The 25,159-nt window shown below is 71.6% G+C and carries 25 protein-coding genes and 2 pseudogenes; 16 read left to right on the forward strand and 11 right to left on the reverse strand.

Annotated elements, in window-relative coordinates:
* Positions 1-290 precede the first annotated feature (290 nt).
* The 7 genes from ASF47_RS03755 to ASF47_RS03785 all read right to left on the reverse strand — a co-directional run bounded on the left by ASF47_RS03755 (position 291) and on the right by ASF47_RS03785 (position 6,039).
* A complete protein-coding gene (locus ASF47_RS03755; RefSeq protein ID WP_056862597.1) occupies positions 291-1,271 on the reverse strand; it encodes a YeeE/YedE thiosulfate transporter family protein in 981 nt (326 codons plus the stop codon).
* A 165-nt stretch (positions 1,272-1,436) separates the two neighbouring features.
* Entirely contained in the window at positions 1,437-2,138 is a 702-nt protein-coding gene (locus ASF47_RS03760) for a hypothetical protein (protein WP_056862598.1), read from the reverse strand.
* 56 nt (positions 2,139-2,194) lie between these two features.
* On the reverse strand, positions 2,195-2,848 hold the full coding sequence (locus ASF47_RS03765) for an anti-sigma factor family protein (RefSeq protein WP_056862599.1): 654 nt from the start codon (positions 2,846-2,848) through the stop codon (positions 2,195-2,197).
* The gene (locus ASF47_RS03770; protein ID WP_035906936.1) at positions 2,845-3,336 is read right to left on the reverse strand and encodes a sigma-70 family RNA polymerase sigma factor; all 492 of its coding nucleotides are present in this window, start codon (positions 3,334-3,336) and stop codon (positions 2,845-2,847) included. The genes ASF47_RS03765 and ASF47_RS03770 overlap by 4 nt, the downstream gene beginning before the upstream one ends.
* A 130-nt stretch (positions 3,337-3,466) precedes the next feature.
* Positions 3,467-4,120 carry an alpha/beta fold hydrolase gene (locus ASF47_RS21635; RefSeq protein ID WP_200918934.1) on the reverse strand — a complete coding sequence of 218 codons (654 nt, stop codon included), beginning with the start codon at positions 4,118-4,120 and terminating at the stop codon, positions 3,467-3,469.
* A gap of 82 nt (positions 4,121-4,202) precedes the next feature.
* Positions 4,203-4,700 (reverse strand): uracil-DNA glycosylase, encoded by a 498-nt coding sequence (locus ASF47_RS03780; protein WP_056862600.1) that lies wholly within the window; start codon positions 4,698-4,700, stop codon positions 4,203-4,205.
* Between the two features lie 412 nt (positions 4,701-5,112).
* On the reverse strand, positions 5,113-6,039 hold the full coding sequence (locus tag ASF47_RS03785; protein WP_056862601.1) for a LysR family transcriptional regulator: 927 nt from the start codon (positions 6,037-6,039) through the stop codon (positions 5,113-5,115).
* Between the two features lie 93 nt (positions 6,040-6,132).
* On the opposite strand from ASF47_RS03785, the gene ASF47_RS03790 reads away from it, so the two are divergent.
* The 3 genes from ASF47_RS03790 (at position 6,133) to heR (ending at position 9,006) form a co-directional block, all read left to right on the forward strand.
* The gene (locus tag ASF47_RS03790) at positions 6,133-7,275 is read left to right on the forward strand and encodes a TDT family transporter (RefSeq protein WP_056862602.1); all 1,143 of its coding nucleotides are present in this window, start codon (positions 6,133-6,135) and stop codon (positions 7,273-7,275) included.
* 163 nt (positions 7,276-7,438) lie between these two features.
* Positions 7,439-7,846, forward strand: coding sequence for an Lsr2 family DNA-binding protein (locus ASF47_RS03795; protein WP_156697709.1), 408 nt, complete (start codon positions 7,439-7,441; stop codon positions 7,844-7,846).
* A 362-nt stretch (positions 7,847-8,208) separates the two neighbouring features.
* Positions 8,209-9,006, forward strand: a complete 798-nt coding sequence (gene heR / locus ASF47_RS03800; RefSeq protein WP_056862604.1) for a heliorhodopsin HeR — start codon at positions 8,209-8,211, stop codon at positions 9,004-9,006.
* Positions 9,007-9,113: 107 nt separating this feature from the next.
* Here the strand turns inward: heR and ASF47_RS03805 are convergent, their stop codons facing one another.
* From ASF47_RS03805 to ASF47_RS03815, 3 genes are read right to left on the reverse strand one after another with little or no spacing between them, the layout of a single operon-like run.
* Positions 9,114-10,115, reverse strand: a complete 1,002-nt coding sequence (locus ASF47_RS03805; RefSeq protein ID WP_056862605.1) for an ABC transporter ATP-binding protein — start codon at positions 10,113-10,115, stop codon at positions 9,114-9,116.
* Entirely contained in the window at positions 10,112-11,029 is a 918-nt protein-coding gene (locus ASF47_RS03810) for an ABC transporter permease (RefSeq protein ID WP_082499954.1), read from the reverse strand. Before ASF47_RS03810 ends, ASF47_RS03805 begins: the two co-directional genes overlap by 4 nt.
* The gene (locus tag ASF47_RS03815; RefSeq protein WP_056862606.1) at positions 11,022-11,828 is read right to left on the reverse strand and encodes an ABC transporter permease; all 807 of its coding nucleotides are present in this window, start codon (positions 11,826-11,828) and stop codon (positions 11,022-11,024) included. Before ASF47_RS03815 ends, ASF47_RS03810 begins: the two co-directional genes overlap by 8 nt.
* 238 nt (positions 11,829-12,066) lie before the next feature.
* Between ASF47_RS03815 and ASF47_RS03820 the strand changes: the two genes are divergently transcribed.
* A complete protein-coding gene (locus ASF47_RS03820) occupies positions 12,067-14,913 on the forward strand; it encodes an aconitate hydratase (protein WP_056862607.1) in 2,847 nt (948 codons plus the stop codon).
* A 124-nt stretch (positions 14,914-15,037) separates the two neighbouring features.
* On the opposite strand, the gene ASF47_RS03825 is transcribed toward ASF47_RS03820, so the two are convergent.
* Positions 15,038-16,288 carry an alpha/beta fold hydrolase gene (locus ASF47_RS03825; protein ID WP_056862608.1) on the reverse strand — a complete coding sequence of 417 codons (1,251 nt, stop codon included), beginning with the start codon at positions 16,286-16,288 and terminating at the stop codon, positions 15,038-15,040.
* 102 nt (positions 16,289-16,390) lie between these two features.
* Here ASF47_RS03825 and ASF47_RS03830 point away from each other — a divergent pair, with 102 nt between their 5' ends.
* The 12 genes and pseudogenes from ASF47_RS03830 to ASF47_RS03875 all read left to right on the forward strand — a co-directional run bounded on the left by ASF47_RS03830 (position 16,391) and on the right by ASF47_RS03875 (position 25,150).
* The gene (locus ASF47_RS03830; RefSeq protein WP_056862609.1) at positions 16,391-17,122 is read left to right on the forward strand and encodes a phosphatase PAP2 family protein; all 732 of its coding nucleotides are present in this window, start codon (positions 16,391-16,393) and stop codon (positions 17,120-17,122) included.
* Between the two features lie 112 nt (positions 17,123-17,234).
* Entirely contained in the window at positions 17,235-18,602 is a 1,368-nt protein-coding gene (locus ASF47_RS03835; RefSeq protein ID WP_056862610.1) for a hypothetical protein, read from the forward strand.
* Positions 18,589-19,071 carry a SigE family RNA polymerase sigma factor gene (locus ASF47_RS03840; RefSeq protein ID WP_056862611.1) on the forward strand — a complete coding sequence of 161 codons (483 nt, stop codon included), beginning with the start codon at positions 18,589-18,591 and terminating at the stop codon, positions 19,069-19,071. Before ASF47_RS03835 ends, ASF47_RS03840 begins: the two co-directional genes overlap by 14 nt.
* Positions 19,072-19,147: 76 nt before the next feature.
* Positions 19,148-19,291, forward strand: a pseudogene (locus ASF47_RS20525) (thiamine-binding protein); the annotation flags it as partial.
* A 118-nt stretch (positions 19,292-19,409) separates the two neighbouring features.
* Positions 19,410-20,048 carry a DUF5343 domain-containing protein gene (locus ASF47_RS03845; RefSeq protein WP_056862612.1) on the forward strand — a complete coding sequence of 213 codons (639 nt, stop codon included), beginning with the start codon at positions 19,410-19,412 and terminating at the stop codon, positions 20,046-20,048.
* On the forward strand, positions 20,045-20,632 hold the full coding sequence (locus ASF47_RS03850) for a Swt1 family HEPN domain-containing protein (RefSeq protein WP_200918935.1): 588 nt from the start codon (positions 20,045-20,047) through the stop codon (positions 20,630-20,632). Before ASF47_RS03845 ends, ASF47_RS03850 begins: the two co-directional genes overlap by 4 nt.
* A 119-nt stretch (positions 20,633-20,751) precedes the next feature.
* Positions 20,752-21,069 (forward strand): thiamine-binding protein, encoded by a 318-nt coding sequence (locus ASF47_RS03855; protein WP_056862613.1) that lies wholly within the window; start codon positions 20,752-20,754, stop codon positions 21,067-21,069.
* Positions 21,070-21,109: 40 nt separating this feature from the next.
* Positions 21,110-21,259, forward strand: a pseudogene (locus ASF47_RS20530) (thiamine-binding protein); the annotation flags it as partial.
* 155 nt (positions 21,260-21,414) lie between these two features.
* Positions 21,415-21,966 carry a DUF3105 domain-containing protein gene (locus ASF47_RS03860; RefSeq protein WP_056862614.1) on the forward strand — a complete coding sequence of 184 codons (552 nt, stop codon included), beginning with the start codon at positions 21,415-21,417 and terminating at the stop codon, positions 21,964-21,966.
* A gap of 112 nt (positions 21,967-22,078) precedes the next feature.
* Positions 22,079-24,004: a M3 family metallopeptidase gene (locus ASF47_RS03865; RefSeq protein ID WP_056862965.1), complete on the forward strand. Its 1,926-nt coding sequence runs from the start codon at positions 22,079-22,081 to the stop codon at positions 24,002-24,004.
* Positions 24,005-24,071: 67 nt separating this feature from the next.
* A complete protein-coding gene (locus tag ASF47_RS03870; RefSeq protein ID WP_056862615.1) occupies positions 24,072-24,479 on the forward strand; it encodes a secondary thiamine-phosphate synthase enzyme YjbQ in 408 nt (135 codons plus the stop codon).
* A complete protein-coding gene (locus ASF47_RS03875) occupies positions 24,476-25,150 on the forward strand; it encodes a GNAT family N-acetyltransferase (RefSeq protein WP_200918936.1) in 675 nt (224 codons plus the stop codon). The genes ASF47_RS03870 and ASF47_RS03875 overlap by 4 nt, the downstream gene beginning before the upstream one ends.
* The last annotated feature ends 9 nt before the right edge of the window (positions 25,151-25,159 follow it).

Below are 25,159 nucleotides of genomic sequence, written 5' to 3' on the forward strand. Positions count from 1 at the left end.
GGCTCTTCCCAGATGAGGGTGTAGGCCGGGCTGGCGCGTCGGTCCCCAGGTAGGCGTCGAGGTCTTCCGAAGATGGAAGTTCTGACGCTCACCATCTGGAAGACCTCGACGTGCCCGACGCTACCCCGCCGGCCGGCTTCGGCCGCCCTGACCTGACCACCTTCGCTCGACTCGATGGCCTCGGTCTGGCCGTGATTGGGCAGCGACTCGAACGGGTCTGCTGCACTGAATCGTGTCACCAACCCATGGGGCCGTCATCCTGTCACCGGATGGTGCAGCAGACCCAGGTGCTATCGACCAGCGGTCGACGACCGCTTTGCGACTCGGCTCGCGCCGAGCCCCGCGACCCAGACCCCGGCGACCATGGCTGCCACCACCACGAGCGAGGAGACGTTCAGCTGGGCGACTCCGGAGAGTCCGTGGCCGAGGTTGCAGCCCCCAGCGATCCAGCCTCCGGACCCGAGCAGGAGCCCACCGCCCGCGAGCTGGACGTAGCGGACCGGCTCCTCGCCACGGACCCAGAACCCGCCCGCGATACGAGCCGCAAGGGTGCCACCCGCGACGATGCCCAGGAGGAACGTGATCAACCAGTAGTTGGTGGGGGAGCCGCCGGCGATGCTCGCGACGGCACCGACAGAGCTGGGGCCGAAGCTGGCGCCGCCCAGGCCGGCCAAGGCCCATCCGCCGGTGATCGCGACCCCGAGGCCCACTCCGATCCGTCGCCACCCCCACTGCCAGTCGTGGGCCGGGGACTCACGACCCGGCCGAAGCCGGAGAGCGATCGCGACGCCGAGGAGGAGCAGGACGGCCACGCCGAGGCGCGGCACCCCGAGCAGGCCGGGGATGGTGGCGGCCTCGCCACCCGCAAGCACGGTCGGCCCGGGCAGCGTGAGCTGGCGGGCGATCAGCTCACCCGCTGCCCAGCCGGTCAGCCCGGCCAGGGCACCGAGCATGCCTGAGCCCAGCTTGTAGAACAGCCCCGAGACGCATGACTTGGCCACGACCATTCCGATGCCGATGATCAACCCGCCGGTCACGTTCGCCACCGGACGGAAAGCCAAGCCTTGGTTGAGGCCGCTGGCGCCCGGAAGGAGCAGTAGCAGCGCGAGGCCCACCGAGGCCAGCGCCACGCCGAGGGCCCAGCCTCGGACCAGGAGCAACCGGCCGTCCAAAGAGCCGCGGATCGCGGAGTGGAAGCACAGCTGCCCCCGCTGCAGCGCGTAGCCCATGACCACGCCGGCCACCGCTCCGGTGATGACGGAGGTGATCATGCCCAGGTGGGGATGGCGCCAGTGACTGGCGGGGCGGTCATCGTGGCTCCAGGTGGGGTGTCGGCATTCGTCGATTCTGCCTGCCCCAGGGTGGTCCGCTCGACCGACGAGTCATGTCCGAGGTGATGATCGGTGCGCGATGACGGGAGGGCGCTCGGATCTCCTTCAGGATGCGCCGTTGATGCGGAAGTCCACGGTCTCAACCTTGGAGGCGACGCCGATGGCTTCCAGGTCGCGGCGGTCGATGCGTCCGTCGGCGTTCTGGTCGGTGACGACGGCGGGTGCGTCGTTGTAGATGCCGTCGTGGTTCAGGTCGTCGATGACGGCAACGGTCAACGTGGTGGTGACGTCCTTGCCGGCGATCGGGGCGCCGACGATCCAGGTGTCCCAGATCTCGACGTCGTTCTCGGAGCGGTCGGTGACGCCGGTGAGGTTGAACAGGTTGGCCAGGTTGGTTCCGGGCCCGGAGAAGCCGGGGAGGGTGCTGTTGGTGGTGCTGGTGAGCACGACCAGGCCGGGCATCCGGTCGTCGGCACCGGTCGAGAAGCTCCCGGGGAAGGGAGCGGTGTTGTTGTGCGCGGCCGGCCCGGTCAACTGGCTGGCGGTGAAGCCGGTGCCTGCGAGCGAGGTGTCGTCGAACTCGATGTCGAGGTCGACGAACCACCCGGCTCCGGCGATGCCGGCGTTGTCGCCGCGTGCGGGGGCGAGGATCTCGACGTCCACGGACTTGGCCGCGTCATGGCGGTCGCGGTGCCCTGGCCCGGAGGTGGCGGAGGCGCTGCCGGTGGTGGCGGCGTAGGTGCCTGCGAGTGCTGCGGTCACGGTGAGGGTGGTGAGGGCGGTGAGGGCGGTGGTGGTCTTGTTCATGGTGGGTCCCTTTCGTCGGGTGTCAGGCAGGGGTACGCCGTCTTCGGCGGATCGGTTCACCGAGTGGTGGCGGAGATCACGAGACCACCGTCGGAGTCGGTGACTCGAACCTGGGCGACATCGCGCGTGGCGAACGCCGAGGCCCCGGTCACGTGCGCTTCGCCATTGCCGGTCGATCCCCAGGTGGCGACCTGCTGGCGCTCTCCCTCGGGTGAGACCAGCCAGGCGACGAACTGCTCGTCTTGTGGGAGCCCCCGCAGGTCGAGCTCGACCGACGTGCCCCACGGCTTGGCGCTCAAGGAGGCCGCACCGGTGGCGCTCGCTCCCGCCGGTGCGCTCAGGGCGAGAGTCGTAGCGACGGGTGCGTCGGGTTCGAGGACCACCGCCGTGCCGACACCCGCTCCCGCGACCAGCACGACCGCGGCGGCAGCGGTGAGGAGCAGCCGGCGACGTCGACGACGGGTCCGCAGGGCTCCGATCGCGTCACCCAAGGCAGCATCGGAGGTTTCGCGGTGTGCTGATGACGGCGCCCCGGCCCGCAGCAGCGCCGGCAGCCCGGCGTACGTCGCGAGCTCGTCGCGGCACGAGGCGCAGGCCGGGAGATGGGCCTCGAGCCGGGCCCGGTCGTCGGCGTCGAGACCGCCCAGGACGTAGGGGCCCAGCAGGTCGCGCACCCGGTTGTGGGCGCGGTCCTCCTCGTGCTGGTTCATCGCTCGACTCCCATCTCTTCGAATGCGGTCCGCAGGATGCGGATCGCGTAGTACGAGCGTGACTTCACGGTGCCGGGGCGGAGCCCGAGGGTGCTGGCGGCCTCGGTGACGGTGGCGCCGCGGTAGTAGAGCTCGTCGACCACGGCCCGGTGCTCGGGTGAGAGCCGGTCCAGTGCCTGCTCGACGACGTAGGCGTCGACGAGCGCGTCGGCGCGGTCACCGACCGACTGGGCTGCCACGGTGTCGTCGTCGCCGATCAGTCGTGGGCGGCGCTCGTCGGCGCGCCACAGGTCGATGACCAGGTTGCGGGCCACCGCGAACAGGTAGGCCCGCGGCTCACCGCGACTCGGATCGATCCTGTCCAGGTTGCGCCAGCCGCGCAGCATCGTCTCCTGCACGACGTCCTCGGCCCGGCCGCGGTCATCGACCAGGCGCAGCACGAAGGTCATCAGCGCCGTTCCGTGTCGTAGGTAGAGCTCGGTCAGCACCCGTTCGTCGGCTTCGGCCGTCCTACCGGGTGCCCGCGAGCCCGGGCGTAGCGATCTCACGAGCCTGGGTACGACGCGCTCTCGGGATCGGTTCACCGTGTCGCGCCGTGCACGACGGCTCCGTGGGGGCTCACGGGGCAGCGAAGCGCTTGAGACGTTGGAGCATCGAGTCGAGGACCGGTCCGGCCTGGTCGGTGGCGAAGATGTTCTGCGCGTGGGCCGAGCCCGGAAGGATCATCACCGCGTTTTCCTCACCGGGCGAAGACTCGGCCGACTCCGTCGAGACGTGGGCCACCGGCTCGTCCTTGCTGGCCACGAAGAGCTTCGGTTCCTCCCCGAGCCCCTCGACCGTTGCGTTCGGCGACAGCAGGATCAGTTGATCGGCCAGCTCTGGGTCCTGGCTCGCGAGATCGAGGATGGCGTCGGCCCCAGCGCTGGCCCCGACGAGCGCAACGTCGGCGACTCCCTCGCCCTGTAGCTGTTCCACGGCGTCGCGAATCGCATCGGGGTCGATGTCCTCGACAGCGATCACGCTCGCCCCCTGATCGGCGATCGCGACGGCCTGCTCCTCCCAACTGGCCGCGTCGAAAGCAGCGCCATGTGCGAGGACGACTCCGTAGTCTCCCTCGCCCCACCTCAGCGCCGGGGCGTCGGCAACGACGATCGTCTGCCCTGAGGAGCCGCCGGCTGAGGCACTGCCGGCCGTTTGGGGCGCCCGTCCGCAGCTGGTGAGGGCCAGCACGACGACCGGTGCCACTGCGCTTCGCGTGAGGCTTCTGAGCATGTCCGCCACACTAGGTCGCTTGCCGGTCGAAATACTTACCAGAAGCTGACGGCAGTTGTCCTCGCACCAGGGAGTGGGCCGTTCACCGGCAGAGATCTGCTGCTCGTTCCAGTGCGGTGGTGGTTCGCTGGAGGGCCTCCTGGCGCCGGTGTCCGTTGACAGGTGAGGGATGGGGAACGGCCAGGGTGGGGATGACGACCGGATGGTCGGTGAGCGTGAGGTACCGCATCCAGCCCTCAAGCGCCGCGCTGCCGAAGGGGACCACCACCCGGAGGTCGGTCAGTTCGGCGAGCAGCGCACTCAAGGCGGGCCGGGCATCTTCCAGGTCATCGACCCGGGGGCTGCGGCGTCGACCTTCAGAGCTGGTCAACGCCCAGGGGACGACGTTCCAGCGCAGGCAATGCGCCGGGTCGAGCCCGGAAGGGCTCAGCGCCCGACGGACCTGTCGGGTGGTGGCATCGTCGTTGTCGAGCGAACTGAAGCCCAGGTCGCCCGCCGCGACCGTCCTGGGGCCGGGCGCCTCCATCAGCAGCAGGACCCGAGCGCTGGTGCCCGCGCCGTCGGGGTCGAACCAAGGCACGAACCTGGAACCGGTCGAACCTCCCAGCCGCCACCGCTCGACCAGCTCGTTCAGACGGCGGACCGGGGTGTCATGGACGCGGGCTCGCTTGCTTGCGGGGTCTGGTCGCACGCAGTCAGTTCCAGCCCACGGGCGCGACACCTGTAGCGATGCATGGGCGCACGAGGCCGGCGACCACCGGGAGTGGGAGCGCTTGCTCGTCGCGGGCATGAGGCGACCACGTCATGAGCGAAATCCTATGCCGAGCGCGGCCGAGCCGCCTGCTCGCGCCTACACGTCCGCGATGCTGGGACACAAGGCCGTGTTGTGGGGGTACACCACGAAGCCGGCGAGCAGCAGGCCTCGCTCGGCTTGCTCGTGGTGCTCGGAACCCTTGCTGGTGGTCTACCAATTCGTCGTGCAGGGGCTCTGGTCAGCGTTCGGTCGTCCGCGCGATCGCCACGAGATCACGCACCGCGCCCGCAGGCGGATTCTTGGTTCCGACCCAGACGGCGCGGAAGTACCGTCTCAGATCGAGGTCCGAGACCGCCACGACACTCAGGCTCCCGGAGGCCACGTCGTGCGCGACGACGCGACGGCTGAGGAACGCCGGCGCGCTACCGGCAAGGACCGCCTCACGTACAGCGGTCGCGGTAGTGAGCTCCACCTCCGGGTCGTCCACCACCAAGCCATGCTTGGCCAGGGCGATCTCGAGGACCTCGCGGGTGCCCGAGCCCTCCTCACGACTGGTCAGCGCAAGTGCTGCCACCTCCTCGGGCAACAGAGGGGTGGGTCGTCGACTCAACGGCGTGCCGGCCGCCGCGACCAGGACGAGCTCGTCTTGGGCGACGATGACAGACCGCACCGCCGCCGGCGCCTCGACTCCCTCGACGAAGCCCACGTGGGCCGTTCCTGCGCGAACCGCTTCGACCACGTCGCGGCTGTTGGAGGCATGGAGACTCACTGACGTCGCCCGGTAGCCCTCGCTCTGCTGTCGCTGTCGCAGCTGCACCAGCCAGCGGGGGATCAGACTCTCTGCGATCGTCATGCTCGCCCACACCACGAGCTCGCGACTACGGTCGCCGCGCAACCCCTCGATCGCGATGTCGACCTCTTCGGCCAGATCGAGCAACCTCGCCGCCCACTCGGCTACGACCACGCCGGCCTCGGTGAGCTGTGATCCACGTGCGCCGCGTCGCACAAGCGTCAGCCCGGTCTGGGCCTCCATCGCCCGCACGCGTTCAGACGCGGCCTGCTGGCTCATGCCGTTGGCGCGGGCCGTACCACCGATGCTGCCATAGCGGGCGATTCCCACGAGAAGCCGCAGTCCATCGAGGTCGGGAAGATGGGGAGAGGACACAGGCCAAACCTACCGTCAGTCACAAGCGCTGGTTGTGGATGCACAACTCGGCGGGGACTACTGACCCACGCTGCGCGCTCGCAGACTGACGTCATGAGCATTCTCCAAGCCCGCGCCAGCACCAGCGTGCGCCCCGCGGATCGTCGTTCCTTCCTGACCGATCTCGAGGGACAGCCCGCGTTCGGATTCATCGGCCCGAACTGGTTCGCCTCAGTGATGGGCACCGGGATCGTCGCGAACGCCGCCGCGACCCTGCCCGTCAAGGTCCCCGGCCTTCTGCCTTTCGCACGGACTGTGTGGGTTCTCGACGTGATCCTGCTCGTCGTCATCAGCACGGCCACGCTCATCCACTGGACGCAGCACCCCCGCGCCGCGCGGGGACACCTCGACAACCCGGTGATGTCGCACTTCTACGGCGCCCCGGCCATGGCGCTGATGACCGTCGGTGCAGGTGCGCTGCTGGTCGGTCAGCCGCTGGTCGGCCAGGGCACAGCCGTGGGGATCGACTTCGTGCTCTGGACCGCCGGCACCCTGCTCGGTCTCTGGACCGCGGTGGCCGTGCCGTACAAGGCCTTCACCACCCACGAGGTGAAGCCGGACGCCGCCTTCGGAGGCTGGCTGATGCCGATCGTGCCGCCCATGGTCAGCGCGGCCACCGGCCCACTGCTGCTGCCCCACCTGCCCGCCGGTCAGTGGCAGCTCAGCATGCAGCTGGCCTGCACGATGATGTTCGGTCTCACCATCGTCGCCAGCCTGGTCGTGATCACGATGATCTGGAGTCGGATGGTTCACCACAAGGTCGGGGCCGCGGCCGCGGTGCCCACGCTGTGGATCGTGCTCGGCCCGCTCGGCCAGTCGATCACCGCCGCGCACACGCTTGGAGCAACCGCGACCGACGTCTACCCCGCACCGTACGGGCGCGCCTTCGAGGCCATGGGGCTCGTCTACGGGGCACCCATGTGGGGATTCGCCATGCTGTGGCTCGCGCTCGCGATCACCATCACGATCCGCACCGTGCGAGCAGGCATGCCCTTCTCGCTGACCTGGTGGTCCTTCACCTTCCCAGTCGGCACCGTCGTCACCGGGACGTCAGGACTGGCCGCCATCACGGGTGCGCACTTCCTGGTCGTCGCTGCAGTGCTCTTCTACGCCGGCCTCCTGCTCGCCTGGGGGACCGTGGCGGTTCGTACCGGGCGCGGAGTGTTCTCCGGCCACCTGCTGCGTGCCCCGGCCTGACACCCTTTGGCCCCGGACTGTGTTGATCCGGCACGTAAGCATGGTCGGGCTCGGTCACGAGCGACTGGATTCGACACGGCATCGACATGTCAGGCAGCGATGTGAGTCAGGCCTGCGCCTGGCGGTCGAGTCGGTGGCGGAGGGTGCGGTACCCGATGCCGAGGTGAGCACGACGACGCCTGCGGTGACAGAGCTGGCGGGCAGGGTGAGGATCAGGATGCCGGAGGACGTCCGGCCGAGTGTCGTGGCCGACGGCATCGCCGAGTGCCAGATCCGGTTCCCCAACGTTCCGATCATGTTCTGCGAGACCCGCAAGCTCGCCCAGGGGCGGACCTACCGCTTCCTCGCAGCTGCGAGCGTAGGACTGGCCGAGGAGATGGTCGGCGCCAATGCCGCACGAGCCCTCGAATCGGCACCGCCGCTCGCGCCCGCACCGCCGACCCCGGCGGACGTACGTCGCTGGGCGTCCACGCACGACATCGTCGTCTCCGACCGCGGCCGGATCCCCGTGGCGGAGATGGATCAGTACCTCGAAGCACGCGCTCGCGGCGACACCTCAAGATGCAGTTGATTGCGACCGTCGGTGCCCGCAGACACGAGGGCTCGGAATGGGCTCGCCTTGATTCGCAAGCTCCCTTTGTGGCGTGCTGACGACCTCAGACCTCTCGGGCGGCATCGCTGCAGGTCAGAGGTCAGTTTCGCCGGTGGGGTGCACCCAGTCGCACACGATCGCACTCACGCTCGGGCCCATCGACCTGTTCCCGATGACGCACCACGTGGAGTGCGTCGCCCTGCTGGAGCAAGCGGGCGCCGACCCGCGCTGACACGCGCTGAGGCGCTCGGGCTCCCGTGGTCGACGCCACGGACCGGCCTCAGGGCCCACAGGCGGCCGTGGGAGCCGCACGCCGCTCCCACGGCCGCCATACTGGACGCGTGACGAGCCGCAAGCGTTCCTCCCGCACCTCGCAGGCCCCGGCCGCGGAACTCGACGAGGCCAGGCTGACCAACATTCGGCGGTGGAACGTCGGCCTGACGGTGCTCCACGCCGCTCAGGCGATCGCGGTGCTGGTGCTCGCCTCGGACTTCGCGATCGACGTGTCGACGGCCTACCCGGAAGGCCCCCCAGGTAGCCGTGTCCCTGCTCCGAGCGTGGCCTTCGACGTGCCGATCGGCCTCGCCGTCTCCGCGTTCCTCGCCCTGGCCGCGCTGGACCACGGTCTGACCGCGACGGTGCTCCGCACCCGTTACGAGCGCGACCTGAGGCGGGGGATCAACGTCTTCCGCTGGGTCGAGTACTCGGTGAGTGCCACGATCATGATCCTGCTCATCGCCTTCTACGCCGGCATCACGCAGGTCAACGCCGCGATCGCCATCATCGGCGCCAACGTGGCGATGATCCTGTTCGGCTGGCTCCAGGAGACGATGAACCCGGCCGGACGGTCGTCCACGACCATGCTGCCGTTCTGGTTCGGCTGCATCGCGGGCGCCGCGCCGTGGGTCGCGATCACCGTCAACATCGTCGGGTCCGAGACCGTCCCCGGGTTCGTGCACGGCATCTTCGTCTCGCTCTTCGTGTTCTTCACGTCGTTCGCGCTCAACCAGTACCTGCAGTACCGCGAGGTCGGGCCGTGGCGCAGCTATGCGTTCGGGGAGAAGGTCTACCTGGCGCTGAGTCTCGGCGCGAAGTCCGCGCTGGCCTGGCAGATCTTCGCGGGGTCCCTGGCCGGCTGAGGCCACCGGGAGCACCGGCGGCCCGCGGGCCCGGCTGTGGGGACCTGCACGGTCGGGTCGAGGCCGACCGACTCGTCCTCGGCCTCTCCCTGACTGGCCGAGCCGCCTCAGCGGCGGGCGGCGTAGACCCGGCGCACGACGTCCTCGACGTCGGGCTCCTCGATCGACAGGTCGAGCACCTCGGCGTGCTCGGAGACGGCGGCGAGCACGCGCGCGGCGGTGGTGGTGTCGGGGTCGAAGGACAGCCGCTGGCGCAGGCCACCGCCCTCGCTGCCCAGGTGGCGCACGTCGGGCAGGCCGGTCAGGTCGGGGGTCGCCCCCGCGAGGTCGACGACCATGACCCGCTCGGCGCCGACGGTGCGCGAGAGCCCGGCCAGGTCGCCGTCGAAGACCAGCGCGCCGCGGTCGACCAGCAGCACGCGGTCGCAGAGCCGCTCGACGTCGCCCATGTCGTGGGTGGTCAGCAGCAGGGTCGTGCCGTGGGCGCGGCGCTCGGCGACCAGGAACTCGCGCAGCCGCTGCTTGGAGAGCACGTCGAGGCCGATGGTTGGCTCGTCGAGCACGACCAGCGCGGGGGAGTGCAGCAGCGCCGCGGCCACCTCGGCGCGCATCCGCTGGCCCAGCGAGAGCTGGCGCACCGGGGTGCCGAGGAAGTCGCCCATCTCCAGGCGCTCCACCAGCTCCTCGGTGCGGGCGCGCTCGGCGGCGGCGTCGAGGGAGTGGATCGCGGCCAGGATCCGGAACGACTCGCGCACCGGGAGGTCCCACCACAGCTGCGAGCGCTGCCCGAAGACCACGCCGACGCGACGCGCCAGGCGGCGCCGGTCCTCGACCGGACGCAGCCCGCAGGTGCGCACCGTGCCGGAGGTCGGCACGAGGATGCCGGTGAGCATCTTGATGGTGGTCGACTTGCCCGCGCCGTTGGCGCCGATGTAGCCCACCGCCTCCCCGGCACCGACGGTGACGGTGAGGTCGTCGACGGCCCGCACGCGGCGGCGGCGCAGCCCGTCGCGCACCGTGAACTCCCGGGTCAGGCCGTGGGTCTCGATCACGGGCCCGGTCTCGCCCGGGCTGCCCGGCAGGGTGCCGGGTGTCGTGGGACCGCTCATCCGCCGCCTCCTCGGTAGTGGCGCACGCCGGTGCGCCAGCTCAGTGTGGCCAGGGCCCAGGCCCACACCGCGGCCAGCGGTGCGCACCAGCCCAGCCAGCCCGGGAGCCAGTCCGACCCGGGCAGGTCGAGCAGGGCGAGGGCGGGAAGGTAGGCGGTGAAGGCCATGGGGAAGAAGAAGCCGAAGACGACCACCAGCGGCCGCGACCACACGCTGGCCGGCTGCGAGGCGGCGTAGCGCCCGCCGTAGACGAAGGCGTTGGTCAGCTCGGCGCCGTCGAGGAGGAAGAACTGCAGCCCGGCCGCGGTGACGAAGAGCGCGGCGAAGGTGGCGATCCCGCTGACGACGGCCACGAGCAGCAGCGCGACGGTGGCCGGCGACCACGCCACGTCGTTGACCACGAGCCCCGCCACCAGGGCGGCCAGCCCGACGGCCGCACGGGCCAGGCGCCGCAGGCTGAGGTCGCTGGTGACGAGCTGGAGCAGCAGCGGCTGGGGGCGCAGGTAGAAGACGTCGAGAGTGCCGGCGCGCAGGTAGGTCGGCAGCGTGTCGCAGTGGCCGAAGGCGAGGTCGGCCAGCGAGAAGCAGAGGTCGGCGAGGCCGAAGACCAGCAGCACCTGCGCGAAGTCGATGCCCCCGAGCCGCTCGACGTTGTGGAAGAGCACCCACACCTCGGCCAGCTCCACCACCCCGACCAGCAGCGAGCTGGCCAGGTCGACGCCGAAGCCGACGCGGTAGGAGCGCTGCGAGCGCGCCCGCGACCCCAGCACCGCGAGGTACGGCGCAGCAGCGCGCCGCCCGCGCGCGAGCGGTTCGCGGCGGGTCCCGGCGGCGGGCGCGGACTCGGGTGCGGTCCCGGTCCCGGGCTCGGACTCGGTCCCGGTCGCGGGCCGGGCCCGGGTCGGCTCAGCCACCCTGCACCTCCAGGCGGACCCGCCCGGCGCGGGTGAGGAGGTGGCCCGCGAGCAGCACGAGAGCCAGCCACCCGACCTGGGCGGCGACCATCGCGAGCGCGCCGAGGCCCTCCACGCGCCCCGACAGCACGTCGACGGGGTACATCAGCATCGCCGGGAAGGGGGTGGCCTGGGCGAGCGCGACCAGCCAGGAGGGGAAGAGCCAGATCGGCACGAAGAGGCCGGCCAGGAAGCCCGAGACCACCATGTAGAGCACCTGGAGCCCGCGGGCGTCGACCAGCCAGAAGCCGGCGGTGGCCACGACGTAGACCGTGGCCCACGAGAGCACGATGCCGAGCAGCACGCTGAGCGCGCCGAGGGCGTAGGACGCCGGGTGGTCGGGGGTGGCCATGCCCACCACGAGGGCACCGAGCACCACCGAGGGCACGCCGCGGGGGAGCAGCGCGAAGAGCGCCTGGCCCACGGCGGTGGTGATCGTGGCGGCCTGCACGTCGAGAGGGCGCAGGAAGTCGACGGCGATGTCGCCGGTCTTGATCCGCTCGGCCACGTCGGTGCGTCCGAACAGGTTGACCGAGCCGAGCAGGCCCTGGGAGAGCCAGATGTAGGCGCTCATCTGCGCCGCGTCGTAGCCGGCCAGCTCGCCGCCGGCGGCCTCGACGGTGGCGAGCAGCACGGCCACCTTGAGCAGCCCGAAGGTGGCGTTGGCGACCAGCCCGCCGAGGGCGGCCAGGCGGTAGGTCGAGCCGCGCCGGAAGCCGGCGACCAGCAGTCGCCAGTAGGTCCGCCCCGAGCCACGCACAAGCGCGAGAACCTACCCGCCGCGGCGACGCGCCGCAACGGAGCCGCGCGCCCGACGCGGCGCGGCGTACCGCAATCGCTCGACATGATGTATCTTGACATCAAGACAAACTGACGGTGACCGGTCGCTCGGTGTTAGGGCAGCCTTCCTTTTGAGGGGGTGCGTCCCGACGGCAAGATGGCAGCGGCGAACCAGAGACGGCGACGCGCACGCGTCGCACCAGAGGAGATGAAGGCGCATGCCCAGTCAGGACAGCTTCGGTGCCAAGAGCACCCTGGACGTGGACGGGAAGTCCTACGAGATCTTCCGCCTCGACGCGGTCGAGGGAGAGGGCCTCGACGTCGCGAGCCTGCCCTTCAGCCTCAAGGTGCTGCTGGAGAACCTCCTGCGCACCGAGGACGGCGCCGACATCACCGCCGACGACATCCGCGCGATCGCGGGCTGGGACGCCGACGCCGACCCCAGCAAGGAGATCCAGTTCACGCCGGCGCGCGTGATCATGCAGGACTTCACCGGCGTGCCCTGCGTCGTCGACCTGGCCACGATGCGCGAGGCGATGGCCGAGCTCGGCGGCGACGCCAGCAAGATCAACCCCCTGGCCCCGGCCGAGATGGTCATCGACCACTCCGTGATCGCCGACGTCTTCGGCACCCCCGAGGCCTTCGAGCGCAACGTCGAGATCGAGTACGAGCGCAACCGCGAGCGCTACCAGTTCCTGCGCTGGGGCCAGGGCGCCTTCGACGACTTCAAGGTCGTCCCCCCGGGCACCGGCATCGTGCACCAGGTCAACATCGAGCACCTCGCCCGCACGATCTTCACCCGCGAGGTCGACGGCGAGTTGCAGGCCTACCCCGACACCTGCGTCGGCACCGACTCCCACACCACCATGGTCAACGGCATCGGCGTCGTCGGCTGGGGCGTGGGCGGCATCGAGGCCGAGGCGGCCATGCTCGGCCAGCCCGTCTCCATGCTCATCCCGCGCGTGGTCGGCTTCAAGCTCAACGGCGACCTGCCCGAGGGCACGACCGCCACCGACCTCGTGCTCACCATCACCGAGATGCTGCGCAAGCACGGCGTGGTCGGCAAGTTCGTCGAGTTCTACGGCCCCGGCGTCTCCGCGCTGCCCCTGGCCAACCGCGCCACGATCGGCAACATGAGCCCCGAGTTCGGCTCGACCATCGCGGTCTTCCCGATCGACGAGGAGACCACGAAGTACCTCAAGCTGACCGGCCGCTCCGAGGAGCAGCTCGCGCTGGTCGAGGCCTACGCCAAGGCCCAGGGCCTGTGGCACGACCCGTCGGCCGAGCCGCGCTACTCCGAGCGCCTCGAGCTCGACGTCTCCACCGTGGTGCCGTCGCTGGCCGGGCCCAAGCGCCCCCAGGACCGCGTCGAGGTCACTTCGGCCAAGACCGCCTTTCGCGGTGCGCTGAGCGAGTACGTCGACGAGGGTGACAACGACCCCGACGACGCCGCGGGCGCCACCGGCTACGACGAGACCGTCGAAGAGACCTTCCCGGCCTCCGACGCCCCCTCCCACGAGGGCAACGGCTCGGCCCCGCCGCGCGACTACGTCTCGGCCGCCCCGGCCGACGGCGGTCGCCCGAGCAACCCCGCCCTGGTCACGCTGGCCGACGGCACGCAGTTCGAGCTCGACCACGGCGCCGTCACCATCGCCGCGATCACCTCGTGCACCAACACCTCCAACCCCTCGGTGATGATCGGCGCGGCCCTGCTGGCCAAGAAGGCCGTCGAGAAGGGCCTGCAGCGCAAGCCCTGGGTCAAGACCACCCTCGCGCCCGGCTCGAAGGTCGTCTCGGACTACTACGAGAAGTCCGGCCTCACGCCGTACCTCGACAAGCTCGGCTTCAACCTCGTCGGCTACGGCTGCACGACCTGCATCGGCAACTCGGGCCCGCTCATCCCCGAGGTCAGCCAGGCCGTCAACGACAACGACCTCGCCGTCGTCTCGGTGCTCTCGGGCAACCGCAACTTCGAGGGTCGCATCAACCCCGACATCAAGATGAACTACCTGGCCTCCCCGCCGCTGGTCGTGGCCTACGCCCTGGCCGGATCGATGGACGTCGACCTGTTCACCGACCCGCTGGGTCAGGACACCGACGGCCACGACGTGTTCCTCAAGGACATCTGGCCCAGCGCCGCCGAGGTCGAGGACGTCATCGCCGACGCCATCACCTCGGAGATGTTCACCAAGGACTACGCCGACGTCTTCGCCGGCGACGAGCAGTGGCAGTCGCTGCCCACGCCCGAGGGCAAGACCTTCGCCTGGGACCCCGAGTCCACCTACGTCCGCAAGCCTCCGTACTTCGACGGCATGCCCGACGAGCCGGCCCCGGTCACCGACGTCGAGGGCGCCCGCGTGCTCCTCAAGCTCGGCGACTCGGTCACCACCGACCACATCAGCCCGGCGGGTGCGATCAAGAAGGACTCGCCGGCCGGCCGGTACCTCGCCGAGCACGGCGTCGAGCAGCGCGAGTTCAACTCCTACGGCTCGCGCCGCGGCAACCACGAGGTCATGATCCGCGGCACCTTCGCCAACATCCGCCTGCGCAACCAGATCGCCCCCGGCACCGAGGGCGGCTTCACGCGCGACTTCTCCGCCGACGGCTCCGGCGACGTCACCACCGTCTTCGAGGCCTCGGAGAAGTACATCGCCGAGGGCACCCCGCTCGTCGTGCTGTCGGGCAAGGAGTACGGCTCCGGCTCCTCGCGCGACTGGGCGGCCAAGGGCACCGCGCTCCTGGGCGTCAAGGTCGTCATCGCCGAGTCCTACGAGCGCATCCACCGCTCCAACCTCATCGGCATGGGCGTGCTGCCGCTGCAGTACCCCGAGGGCCAGAGCGCGGAGTCGCTCGGCCTGACCGGCGAGGAGACCTTCTCGGTCACCGGCGTCACCGCCCTCAACGACGGCTCCACCCCGAGGACCGTCAAGGTCGTCGCCACCGGTGGCGGCCACGACGACGTCGAGTTCGACGCCGTCGTGCGCATCGACACCCCCGGTGAGGCGAACTACTACCGCAACGGCGGCATCATGCAGTTCGTCCTGCGCAACCTGCTCAAGGCCTGACCGAGCCGGGCCCGTCCCAGGACGGGCCGACCCGCTCCACCACCGGTGCCCCGGACCGCAGCAGCGGCCCGGGGCACCGGTGCGTCCGGGTGCGTCCGGGTGCGTCCGAGCGCGTGCGGGTGTCTCAGGCCGGCGGCGGGGCCAGCGCGAAGAGGTGGTCGAGGACGACCTCGGGGGAGGTGCGCAGGCCGTCGTGCTCGTGCTCGTCGGTGACCCAGGTGCTCAGCGTCGGCACCAGGGCGGCGGTCTCCAGCGACAGCGTCGCGTCGACGTAGGGGTCACGGGCGTAGACCGCGGCCGCGCAGGGCACATCGACCTCGCCCAGCGCGTCGGCGTCGTAGAGCCGCGGCCAGGCGCGGTGGGCCAGCAGGTCGGCGGCCCCGGCCAGCAGCGCCAGCTCGGAGTCGTCGGCGAGGGTCTCGGGGAAGACGTGCTCGCCGACGAAGAGCGTGGGGTCGGCGCGGAACTCCTCGGGCAGGGTGCGCGCCGCGGCCCAGCCCGTCGTGGTGCCGTCGGCGTAGCAGGCCTCCTGGAGCAGCGTGTAGAGCGGGTTGCGACCGCCCCACGGCACGAGGTGGGCCAGGTCGTGGCGGAAGGCGCGGGAGAGCGGGTCGAGCTCGAGCAGGTGGTGCATCGTCTCCGCGCCGTAGGACATGCCGAGCACGCTGCCGGCGTTGCGGAGGCGGGCGGGGGTCAGCCGGTCGCCGCCGGGCAGGACGATGCGGCCCTCGGCGGCCAGGTCGTGCACGCGTCGCAGGCGGTCGCGGTCGGCGGGGTAGCGCTCGTGGAAGAGCCGGTTGCGCTCCAGGACGGTCGGGTAGGTCGCGGCGTAGACGTCGTCGACCGGGCGGGCGACCGGCGGCAGCCCGCCGGTGAAGTAACCCGCGGCCAGCGACCCCGGCGCCACGGTGAGGTAGTGCAGCAGGCAGAAGCCGCCGAAGGACTGCCCGAGGACCGACCAGCGCTCCACGCCGAGGTGGGCACGCAGCAGCTCGGCGTCGGCGACGATCGCGTCGGCGCGGAAGAGCGCGAGCCGGTCGGCCTGCTCCTGCGGGGTGGCGCCGAGGTCGGCGGGCTCGCCGATCGGCGTGGAGCGGCCCGTGCCGCGCTGGTCGAGCAGCACGACGCGGAAGTGGCGCAGGGCGTGCGCCACCCAGCCGGGCGCGGTGGGGTCGAAGGTGGGCCGGGTCGCCTCCGAGCCCGGACCGCCCTGGAGGAAGACCAGGTGGGGCCGCTGCTCGCCGCCCGGCGCGACGACCTCGCGGGCGAAGACCGTGAGGGTGCCCCGCGAGGGGTCGGCGTGGTCGAGCGGCACCTCCAGCTCGTGCTCGAGGGTGGTCGTGCCGTCGGGGAAGGTCGTGCGCTGGGGGGTCACGGGCCCAGTCTGCTCCCGCCGCCACCTCGGCGTGCCGGGCGAGCGCCTGCGTCGGCGCGGCGGAGCGGGGCGACCGGGCACCGGGTGCACCAGACTGGCCCGATGCCCTCCACCACGACCACCCCGGCCGAGCCCGCGTCGCGCGCCCGGGACCTGCTGGCCACCGCCGGCCGCCTCGTCCTGACCTGGGTGGTGCTGGTCGCCGTGGTGCTCGGCGTCGGCTGGCTGCTCACCCACACGCTCGCCTCCTCGGTGGGCGGGTGGGACGACGACGTCTCGCGCGGCATCGCCGACGAGCGCACCCCGGGGCTGGGCGAGGTGGCCGACGTCGGCACCCTGCTGGCCGACACCCCGGTCGGCATGGCCGTCGCGGCGCTCTCGGCGCTGGCCTTCGCCGCCTGGCGTCGCACCTGGCGCCCGCTGGTCTTCGTGGCGCTCGTCGTGGCCGGCACCGGCGGGATCTACGCCGTCGGCACCCACCTGATCTCGCGTGACCGGCCCCCGGTGCCGATCCTCGACCCGGGGCTCGTGCCCGACCACAGCTTCCCGTCGGGCCACGTCGGCACCGCGGTCACGGCGTACGGCGCCCTGGCCCTGCTCGCCCTCGCCTACTCCGCCGCCGCGCGCCCGTGGGCGCTGGCCATCCTCCTCGTGCCGGTGCTCGTGCTGGCCGCCCGGCTCTACCAGGGCGCCCACCACGTCACCGACGTCGTCACCAGCGTCGGCTACGCCGGCACGTGGCTGCTCGTCGTCGCCCGCGCGGTGCTGCCCTCGCCGGTGGCACGCACGGGGGCCGGGGCCGCTCGTGCCGACGGGCCGGGCCGGGCCTCCTGACCGGGTCCGATGAGCCGCGGGCCCCGGTGGCAGGAGGAAGTCCGTCGCCGGACCCCTCCTTCCCCGGGGCCCGCGACGTGTGGGTGGATGAGGACAGGAAGGACCCCCACCCATGAGCGACGACCTGCGCGAGACGATGAGCCTGCTCGCCGACCGGGCCGACCCGAGCGGCGCGCCCCCCGCCCCCGACGAGCTGTGGGCGCGCGGTGCGGCGTACCGCCGTCGGCGCCGAGCGGTGGGTGCAGCGGGGGTGGCGGCGGTGGTGGTGCTGCTGGCCGCCCTGGGCGGGCTGGCCTGGGACCGGGGGCGCGCCGAGGTCCAGCCGGCGGGTGCGGTGGATGCAGGGGTCGGCGGCGGGCTGCGGCTGCCCGACACCTTCTTCACCCCGAACGACTGGCTGCCCGCCGCCGAGGCGCCGACGGGCCCCCTCGTGGCCACCGTGCCGTGGAGCGACGCCGGCTGGCTCGACAGCCGACCGGGGCTGGTCGGGGTGTCGGCGACGGGGGAGTACGCGTTCCTCCCGCTCGTCGACGCCGCGCGCGGCGACCTCACCACCGCGCTGTCGGCGGACGGTCGGTGGCTGGCCTGGTGGACCAGCGGCGGTGCGATCACGGGTGCGCCCGTCGACCCCGCGGCCTCGGGCACCGACGCGCCGGTGACGGGCCTGGCGGTGATGGACACGACGACCGGGGAGGTCCGGCGGCGCGAGGTGGTCAGCGAGCACGGGCTGCAGCCCGAGGGCCTGGCCTGGGCCGGCGACACGCTGTGGTGGTCGACCTTCGCCCACACCGACGTCGGGAGCGCCTCGGGGAGCACCTCCTCCTTCCTGAGCGCGGCGGCCTGGGACCTGTCCAACGGCACGGGCATCAGCCTGGGGGTCGCGGACCGTCCGGCCTACGTGCCGGGGATGGGCGCCGTCGACAGCGGCTCGCTGGTGGCGACCTCCGGGCGGAGGGTGGTGCGCTTCCCGGGCCCCGGCGCCCGGGACGTCCTCGGGGGCGACCGGCAGCTCCTCGGGGCGGCGTTCGCCTCCCCCGAGGGCCCCACCGTCGTGACCACCGCCTACGCCCGCGGCACCGGGCGCTTCACCGACCGGCCCACCGAGCCGGTGCTGGCGACCCCGGCGACGGACGGACGGCTCACGGTGCGGCCGCTGCGGGTGGAGGGCTACGCCCCCGAGACCCTGACGCCCGTGGGATGGCGCGACGAGACCCACGTCGTGCTCGCGGCGAGCGACCTCGAGACCGCCTTCGTCTCCGTCGACGTCGCGACGGGGGAGACGGAGGTGGTCAGCCGCGCGGAGCTGCCGGTCGCGTCGTCACAGGTCTCGTTCGCCCAGGGCGTCTGGTCGGCGCCCGAGCGCGACGTCCTCGCGCCGCCCGACCCCTTCGACCCGCGCGCGGTCGCCGCGCTCGGCGTCGTCGTGGTGCTGCTCGGCGCGGCCGGCGTGGGGCTGTGGAGGCGACGTGTCCGCCCCTGACAGCTTCACCTCCTACGTGCTGGCCCGCCGCGGGGCGCTGCTGCGCACGGCCTACCTGCTCACCGGTGACGCCGACGACGCGGAGGACCTCGTGCAGGTGGCGCTGGTCAAGGCCAGCGGCGCGTGGCGCAGGATCGAGGACGACCCGGAGCCCTACGTGCGCCGGATCCTGGTCAACGAGAACGTCTCGCGGTGGCGACGGCGTCGGTGGCGGGAGGTGTTCACCGACCGGCTGCCCGAGGTGGGCCACGACCCCGTCGGTCGACACGACCAGGCCCTGGTGCTCCGGGCGGCCCTGCAGGCCCTGGCGCCGCGGCAGCGCGCCGTGGTGGTGCTGCGCTACTTCGACGACCTCACCGAGCGCCAGACCGCCGAGCTGCTCGGCGTCTCGGTCGGCACCGTGAAGTCCCAGGCCCGTGACGGCCTGGCCCGTCGGCGCGAGGCGTTGCCGGCCCCGGCGGTGCCGTGAGGCGGTCGGAGGGCGACCGGTGCGGCGCTCGGACGGCGTCCGGACGGCGGCGAGGAGGCGCGGCTACGGTGGGCGCATGATCGTGGCCTTCAGCATCACTCCCACCAGCGGTGACCACACCGGCGGCGTCTCCGAGGCCGTCGCGGCGGCCGTCCGCGTCGTGCGCGAGTCGGGGCTGCCGTGCGAGACCAACGCGATGTTCACCAACATCGAGGGTGCGAGTCGTCCGTAAGGGCACATGCTCGTGTGCGTTGGCTTCGTCTTGCTCGATGGGGCGTATTCGTGACCTCGGCAGGCCTCAGTTGGCAAGATGCCGTTAACAACGAACGGGGACTTGCATGCTGACGAAGCGATACCTGCCATCGGCCAAGAATGTGCCGACTCTCTTCACGAAAATCGTGGAAGGGACGGCGCCGGACAAATTCACGGTTGATCACCTAAAGGGCATTGGGCTCAGTAGCAGCAATGACCGGCCGTTCATCCCACTGCTGAAGGACCTGGGCTTCCTCACGGCGGAGGGGGCTCCGACACCGCGCTACCACGCCTACCGGGACAAGTCGCGTTCGAAGGCTGTCATGGCTGAGGCGCTGCGGGAGGCCTACACGGACGTCTTCCACATCCGGGAGCGTCCGACCACGGGGGATCGTCAAGCAGTAGAAGGACTCTTTAAGTCCAAGAACAATTCGACTGACAAGGTTGCTCAGCTTCAGGCTTCAACGTTCTACGCGTTGCTCAAGTTGGCTGACATGGACGCCTCCACGCCGACGATCACGGCGAGCGATGTGACGGTGCCAGGTGACGCCGAAGCGTCGCCTGGCGAGGATGCCGGACCCAACGATGGTTTCGTGGAGCCGAGGGTCCAAGGGACGCTCTCGACGGAGTTGCACTACACCATTCAGGTCCATCTGCCTGCGACCAAGGATCTTGAGGTGTACAACGCCATCTTCCGATCGCTTCGAGAGAATCTTCTGACGTGAGCGACCTGGATGCTCTCCGAAGTTGGCTCTTCAGAAGCCTCATGTTCGAGGCCGATACAGAGCCATTCCGACGGGCTGGCGTACGAGTTGGCGTAGATGAGACTGCCACCGAGAACCGTCTGCTGGAGGAGGCACTAGCTCCATTTGACCTAGCCACCCGGAACGAGGCGCTCCGCATGGGACGTCTGTACTCAATCATCTACTGCTTCGAGAACTCTGTACGAGACCTCATTCGAAGCCGCCTATCTGAGCAGGCCGATGACTGGTGGGATACGCCGCGTGTCCCAAAGAAGGTCCATGACACGGCGGAGAATCGACTAAAGGACGCCGAGAAGAACTCTTGGCTGGAAGGCGTCTACAAAGACGTACTGGGCTACGTCGACTTTGGGGGTCTGTCAGACATCATCGTAAATAACTGGTCTGACTTCGAGGACCTCATCCCCTCTCAGCACTGGCTGAAGCAGCGCTTGGACGAGTTGGAGCGCGCACGCAACTTCATCGCGCACAACCGCATGATTACGAGCGCCGAGTTTCGTCGGCTCGAGATGTACGTCGGAGATTGGAACCGCCAGGTGGGTCTGTGAGCGGGTTTGATCCCCACGCGGCCTTCACGAAGCGCTCAGACTCCCGCCCTCAGCCCCAGTCGGTCGCTGCGGAAGCGCGAGAGGCAGACTCTGACCGAGTCAACGAAGGGATGAAGTAGATGCTGGTTGCGTTCTCGGTGGCACCGAGCGGGTCAGGAGACATGGAGGGGTCCGTTTCAGAGGCAGTCGCGGCCGCAGTGAAGGTCGTGAGAGATTCAGGTCTGACGAACCGGACGGACGCCATGTTCACCACCATCGAAGGACCTGACTGGGACACGGTGATGGACGTCGTCAAGCGTGCGACCGAGGCCGTGCAGAAGTTCGGACCGCGAGTCTCATTGGTTCTTAAGGCCGACATCCGACCTGGGTTCGACGGCCAGATCGATGCCAAGGTGGAGCGCGTCGAGACTGCTCTGGCTCGCTCGGAGGACTCCTAATGATTTGTCATGTTCTGAAGCTTTCTAGGGGGAGTGGGACGAGGTGATGGCCGTGGTCAAGCGCGCCGTCGACGTCGTCGCCGCCGTCTCCCCGCGCGTGGGGCTCGTGCTCAAGGCCGACATCCGCCCCGGGTGGGAGGGCCAGCTCAGCGCCAAGGTGGAGCGCGTCGAGCGGATCCTGGAGGGCTGATGAGCAGCCTCCCGCCGCCGGGCCCGCCCCCGGCCGGGCCGCCCCCGGGTCCGCCGCCGGCCGGCCCGCCCCCGCAGGCGCCGCCGGGCTGGTCGCCGTACCCGGTCGGCCCGGAGGGCCCCCCTCCGCCCGCGCCGCGACGCACGACCCGGCTCGTGCTGGCCCTGGTCGGCGCCGTCGCGGTGGTCGCCGCGGCCGTGGTCGTGCCGATCCTCGTGACCCGCTCGGAGGAGCCGGTCGAGCAGCAGGCGACGCTCGCGGCCATCGAGCAGTACGCCGACCTGCGCCGCGACCACGTCGAGGGGTCGGTGGACTACCCGCAGTCGCCGCCCGTCGGCGGCCCGCACGCCCAGGAGTGGCTCGACTGCGGCGCCTACGACACCCAGGTGCCGGCGGAGAACCTCGTGCACGACCTCGAGCACGGCACGGTGGTGCTCACCTACGAGCCCGGCCTGCCCGCCGACGACGTCGCCGCCCTCGCCGACGTGCTGCCCGCCAACGGGATCCTCTCGCCCTGGGAGGGCCAGGCCGCCCCGGTGGTCGTCACCGTGTGGGGCGTGCAGCTGGAGCTCGAGGGCGCCGACGACCCGCGCCTGGCGATGTTCCTGCAGGAGTTCGGCCACGGCGAGACCGCCCCGGAGTTCGGCGCCTCCTGCGAGGGCGGCATCGACCCGGCCGACGCCGCCGGGGCCGGCACCCCGGTCTGAGGCCGGCCTGTCCGTCGACGTCCCGTCGACCCCGTCGACCGGCCGCCTCCGCGCCCACGCCCCGGGTGTCGGCACGCGCCGGGTGTCGGCCCGCGGCGCTACCCTCGCCGGCGTGACCCAGGACGCCCTCGCCCCGCTTGCCCTGCCCGCCGTCGACGACCGCGACGGGTGGCGCGCGCTGCTCGAGACGCGCAGCACCGGCGGGCTGGTGGCGGCCCGCGCGCTGGCCGACGGGCTGCGCGCCCTCGAGCCGGGCGACCCGGCCGCGCTCCAGCGGTGGAACGACCTCTTCGTCGAGCTCTCCAACGCCTTCGCCGTCTGCTCGCTGCTCGCGCAGGTGCACCCCCACGCCCCGCTGCGCGAGGCGGCCGAGGCCAGCGAGCAGGAGCTGCACCGCTTCCGCACCGCCCTGCTGCTCGACGCCTCCGTCTTCGAGCGTCTCGCCGCCGTGCCCACCGAGGGCCTCGACGACGGCGGGCGACGCGTGCTGGCCGACGCGCTGCGCGACTTCCGCCGCTCCGGCGTCGACCGTGACGAGGCCACCCGGGCCCGTCTCACCGAGCTCTCCGAGCGGGCCAGCGACCTGGCCCAGACCTTCTCCCGCAACATCCGCGACGGTGCCGCGGTCACCCGGGTGCCGGCGGCGGCGCTGGCCGGTCTGCCCGCCGACTACGTCGCGGCCCACCCGGCCGACGCCGAGGGCCGGGTCGCGATCACCACCGACTACCCCGACACCCACCCCTTCCTGGCCTTCTCCACCGACCGGGAGGCCCGCCACGCCGTCGCGCGCACCTTCTTCACCCTCGCCCCCGACAACGACGCGGTGCTGCGCGAGCTCTTCGACGTGCGCCACGAGCAGGCCACCACCCTCGGGTTCCCCGGCTGGCCCGACCTCGACGCCGAGGTCAAGATGATCGGCACGGGCGAGGCGATCGGGGAGTTCGTCGACCGGATCGCCGCCGACGCCCTCGCCGCCTCCGACCGCGACGTCGCCGTCCTCCTGGAGCGCGCGCGCCGCGACCACCCCGACCTCGAGCGGGTCGACGTGGCCGACAGCCGCCACTACGGCGAGCTCGTGCGCCGCGAGCAGTACGACGTCGACGCGCAGGCCGTGCGGGAGTACTTCGACTTCACCCGCGTGCGACAGGGCCTGCTCGAGGTCACCGGGCGACTCTTCGGCCTCACCTACACCGCGGTGCCCGACGCCCCGACCTGGCACGAGGAGGTCAGCGTGCACGACGTGTCCCTCGACGGGCAGCTGCTCGGGCGCATCTACCTCGACCTCCACCCGCGCCCGGGCAAGTACAACCACGCCGCGCAGTTCGACCTGGTCAGCGGCGTCGCCGGTCGCCAGCTGCCCGAGGGCGTGCTGGTGTGCAACTTCGGGCGGGGCCGCATGGAGCACTCCGAGGTCGTGACGCTCTTCCACGAGTTCGGTCACCTCATGCACCACGTGCTCGCCGGTCGCCACCCGTGGGTGCGCTTCTCCGGGGTGGCCACCGAGTGGGACTTCGTCGAGGCGCCGAGCCAGATGCTCGAGGAGTGGGCCTGGGACGCCGACGTGCTCGCCACCTTCGCCACCGACGACGCCGGCACCCCGATCCCCGCCGCGCTGGTGGAGCGGATGCGCGCCGCGGAGGAGTTCGGTAAGGGCTACTACGCGCGCACCCAGATGTTCTACGCCGCCGTCTCCTACCAGTTCCACCGCGACCGGCCCGCCGACCTGGGCGCGCGCCTGCACGAGCTGTCGCAGGAGTACGCCGCCTTCGCCGCGCTGCCCGGCACCCACTTCCACACCGGCTTCGGCCACCTCGGCGGCTACACCTCGGCCTACTACACCTACATGTGGAGCCTGGTCATCGCCAAGGACCTCTTCTCGGCCTTCGACCCCGACGACCTCCTCGCCCCCGACGTCGCCACCCGCTACCGCGACACGGTCCTCGCCGCCGGCGGCAGCAAGGACGCCGCCGACCTGGTCGCCGACTTCCTCGGCCGCCCCTACGACGCCCGCGCCTTCCGGGCCTGGCTCGAGGACTGATCCCGCGCCCGGCGGTCGACCACGGGGGTGTGGGTGGCGACCGGCGGCGGCTGGCACGATCGGGGCCATGGACTCAGAGACCCGGACCTTCCACACCGGTGACCGCGAGCGCGTGCTCGACCTCACCGCCGAGGTGGCCGACTTCTGCGCCGGACGAGGCGACGGGCTCGTGCACCTCTTCGTGCCCCACGCCACCGCGGGCGTCGCGATCCTCGAGACCGGCGCCGGCAGCGACGACGACCTCCTCGCCGCGCTCGCCGACCTGCTGCCGGCCGACGACCGGTGGCGCCACCGCCACGGCTCGCCGGGCCACGGCCGCTCCCACGTGATGCCTGCGCTGGTGCCGCCGTACGCCACGGTGCCCGTGCTGGAGGGTCGGCTGGCCCTCGGCACGTGGCAGAGCATCTGCCTGGTCGACCTCAACGTCGACAACCCCGAGCGCCAGGTGCGGCTGAGCTTCCTGGGGGCGGCGTGAGCGCGGGCCCCGCCGGGCGCGACCTGGTCGTGCGCCCGGTGCACCCCCAGGACCGGGAGTCGATCACCCGGGTCGTGACCGCCGCCTTCGGTGAGGAGGGCGAGGTCGTCGCCCGCCTGGTGGAGCGGCTGGAGGCCTCGCGGGCGGTGGCGCTCGGCCTGGTCGCCGAGGTCGGCGGCGCCGTCGTCGGCCACGTGATGCTCACCCAGTGCTGGGTCGACACGCGTGAGCGGCTGCGCCCGGTGCTGGTGCTCAGCCCGCTGTCGGTCGCGCCCGACCACCAGCGTGGCGGCGTGGGCGGCGCGCTGCTGGCGGCCGCGCTCGACGCCGCCGAGGCCGACGGGTGGCCGGCGGTGTTCCTGGAGGGCTCGCCGGCCTACTACTCCGCTCGGGGCTTCGGCCCGGCCGGCGACCACGGCTTCGAGCGACCCTCGCCCCGCATCCCGCGCGCCGCCTTCCAGGTCGCCCTGCTCTCGACCCACGACGACACGCTGACCGGGCCGCTGGTCTACCGCGACGCCTTCTGGGAGCTCGACTGCGTGGGGCTGCGCGACCCGCTCCTGGCCGAGCTGGAGCGCGAGCTCGAGGGCCGGCCGGAGAGCCGGTCGGAGGGCCGGTCGGAGGGCCGGGGGGAGGGCCGGGGGGCCGAGGGTGGCGCGGGTCGGGTCTGAGCCTCGCCC

It is taken from the genome of Nocardioides sp. Leaf285, from assembly GCF_001422955.1.
Taxonomy (GTDB): Bacteria; Actinomycetota; Actinomycetes; order Propionibacteriales; family Nocardioidaceae; genus Nocardioides; species Nocardioides kribbensis.